This window comes from Carnobacterium sp. (assembly GCF_032094055.1).
GTDB lineage: Bacteria > Bacillota > Bacilli > Lactobacillales > Carnobacteriaceae > Carnobacterium_A.
This window is the reverse complement of record NZ_DAMDAK010000048.1, coordinates 442-3,606: the sequence shown is the minus strand read 5'-3', so window position 1 is coordinate 3,606 and position 3,165 is coordinate 442. Positions and strand designations below refer to the sequence as shown.

2 protein-coding genes and 1 pseudogene are annotated in these 3,165 nt (G+C 37.9%); 2 read left to right on the top strand and 1 reads right to left on the bottom strand.

Translation table 11 applies throughout. The annotated features are described in order from the left end of the window. A pseudogene (locus RT405_RS08400) lies at positions 1-712 on the bottom strand (glutamine--fructose-6-phosphate aminotransferase); the annotation flags it as partial. Between the two features lie 401 nt (positions 713-1,113). Between RT405_RS08400 and RT405_RS08395 the strand changes: the two are divergent. Further along, complete coding sequence (locus RT405_RS08395) at positions 1,114-2,649, top strand: PTS mannitol transporter subunit IICB (RefSeq protein ID WP_313469071.1); 1,536 nt, start codon at positions 1,114-1,116, stop codon at positions 2,647-2,649. A gap of 37 nt (positions 2,650-2,686) precedes the next feature. Further along, the gene (locus tag RT405_RS08390) at positions 2,687-2,941 is read left to right on the top strand and encodes a hypothetical protein (RefSeq protein WP_396163560.1); all 255 of its coding nucleotides are present in this window, start codon (positions 2,687-2,689) and stop codon (positions 2,939-2,941) included. Positions 2,942-3,165: the final 224 nt, after the last annotated feature.

The following is a 3,165-nucleotide window of genomic DNA, read 5'->3' as shown; positions in this document are numbered from 1 at the left end:
CCGTATAAGCTTCTCGTTCGATCACTTCATTCAGCTGGTTTTCGATGGTAATCGTATCGCGAGATAGCGTCACAACTTCGCCGTCGGTCAACTCGATAAATTGATTTGTTTCTTGAATCATTGCCATGGCATCACTACAAATAACATTAAATCCGTCGCCTTTCCCAACTAATAAAGGACTTTTATTTTTAGCTGCGTAAATGATTTCGGGCTGCTCATTGTCAATTAATGCTAATGCATATGATCCTCTTAAAAGCGCAGCTGTTTCTTTAAAAGCTTCAAGGGTAGAAACAGCGTTTTTTTCTACCAAATGAGCTATGAGCTGGACAATAATTTCTGTGTCCGTATCGCTTGTTAAGTGAATGTTAGTTAAATAAGCCTGTTGAAGTTCTTGAAAGTTTTCAATTACACCATTATGAACAAGAGTAAAACGGCCATTAGCTGATTGGTGTGGATGAGCATTTTCTATACTTGGAACCCCATGAGTCGCCCAACGAGTATGTCCAATACCTGAGGTAGCTGCTGCAGTTGAGTCAACTACTTTTCTTAACGCAGCAATCCGTCCTTGTTCTTTAAATAAATAATTTCTTTTATCTTCATCAATAACAAAAATACCGGCAGAGTCATAACCTCGATACTCTAATTTTTCCAAACCTTGCAGCAAGATGTCTTTAGCATCTCGGTTTCCAATGTACCCAACTATTCCACACATGAACTTTTCCTTCTTTCTATATTTATAGCGTTAAGAGACGGGATGTTTTTTGGTTAGTCATAGCTTCTCAGCAGTAAGGTACACTAGCTGATCCATCAGTGTTATGAACTAGACCAAATCAAATCGTTTTGAAATTGGTATATACTGATTTTATTAAAATGTTTTTAAAAACATGATAATAGTATTATTAATATAATGAAATGTCAACAGAATGTTTTTGTTTTTTTGTTATTGGTATATATGTAAAAAAGAGATTAAATGATAATACCAATTATGTATCTGCAGCTTTGGCACGAGCGATTTTGCCAAAGTTGTCACTAGTAGTTATTGTAATCGCATACATTAGAAGCTAAAATTCGTAATAGATAGAAGTACAAAGTGAATTTTGAGGAGGAAGTAATGTGGAACAAACCGAAAGCGGGAAAAAAGGAAGTAAAGCATTTATCCAACGAGTGGGTAGTTACTTAAGTGGGATGGTTATGCCGAATATTGGGGCTTTTATTGCTTGGGGAATTATCACAGCTCTTTTTATTCCAGATGGTTACTGGCCAAATGCAGATCTAGCATCCATGGTAGATCCAATGTTGAAATTTTTGTTGCCTTTATTGATTGGTTATACAGGCGGAAGTATGGTGTATGGTCAACGCGGAGCAGTCGTTGGAGCAATTGCCACATTTGGCGTTATTATTGGATCTGAAGTTCCAATGTTTATCGGAGCTATGGCGTTAGGTCCATTTGGCGGTTACTGTATCAAAAAGTTTGATGACTTTTTCGGAGACAAGATAAAAGCCGGCTTTGAAATGCTGGTCAATAACTTTTCAAGTGGAATTATTGGATTTATTTTAGCGATTGGTGCTTACTATGGAGTAGGACCCTTTGTAACAGTTCTAACTGGAGCAATGGCAAGCGGCGTTGCTTGGATAGTAAATGCAGGACTATTGCCGTTAGCGAATATCTTTATTGAACCAGCTAAGATTCTATTTTTGAATAATGCAATCAATCATGGAATTCTAACACCGCTAGGAATTGAACAAGCTGCGGAAACGGGTAAGTCAATTCTTTTCTTATTAGAAGCTAACCCAGGACCAGGATTAGGTCTCTTATTAGCGTATACTTTCTTTGGTAAAGGTGCCGCTAAATCTTCTGCACCTGGAGCTGCGTTAATCCAATTCGTCGGTGGGATTCATGAAATCTATTTCCCTTATGTTTTAATGAAACCCCTACTTTTCTTAGCGGTTATTGCTGGAGGCGTAGCTGGAACATTTACAAACACGATTATGGGTTCTGGTTTAGTCGCAGCAGCATCGCCAGGTTCGATCATTGCGGTCTTAGCAATGGCTCCTAAAGGAGGATACCTAAGTGTTATATTAGGTGTTATTGCTGGAGCAGTTGTTTCCTTCTTAGTAGCGATGATTATTTTGAAAGCAGATAAATCTCATTCAGAGTCAGATGATTTTGAAGCTAAACGTCAAGAAGCACAAGCGATGAAGGCTGAATCAAAAGGAGCAAACACAACTGCAACTTCAACAGTGGCATCTCCTGACGACGTAGCAAAAGTTAAGCAAGCAACCATTTCAAAAATTATTTTTGCTTGTGATGCAGGCATGGGGTCTAGCGCGATGGGAGCTTCTATTTTACGCAAAAAAGTAAAAGATGCAGGAATGGATATTTCGGTAACGAATTCATCTATCAACAATTTGAAAGATGAAGAAGGGCTGCTAGTGATTACACAAGAAGAATTGACCGCTCGAGCCAAACAAAAGACACCTCATGCGACACAAGTTTCAGTTGAGAATTTCTTGAACAGTCCTAAATATGAAGAAATTATTGAAAATTTAAAAAACAATCAATCGACAGTTGATGAAACAGTGACAGCAAGACCGATGGATACAGGAGATGCAGGAGAAGCTCTAGACCTGGCTCGGAGAAGCTCTTGATACTGTTTCAAAAATCATCTTTGCTTGTGACGCGGGTATGGGTTCTAGTGCAATGGGAGCTTCTATTTTACGCAAAAAAGTGAAAGAAGCTGGCTTAGGTATTTCGGTAACGAACTCATCTATCAACAACTTGAAAGATGAAGGCGGACTAGTAGTTGTTACACAAGAAGAACTAACAGCACGTGCCAAACAAAAAACACCTCATGCAACACACGTTTCAGTTGAAAATTTCTTGAACAGCCCTAAATATGATGAACTTGTTAATAAGTTAAAAAAAGCTGGAAATAAGTAAGTAGACTGGAAGGCATATTGCTTTAGCTGATTGATGGATTAGTATAGGATAAGTTATGTAAATAAGGTGATTTTCTTGTACAGAATACAACTTTGTGAATTAAGCTGAGTCTAGTAAATAAGTGTGTTTTTCCTAAATCTAAATATGAGGAGAGTAAAAACAGTGAAGCAACAGCACTGTTTTTACTCATTTTGATGTTTTGGAAAGGAGGGGAATTCCTATCA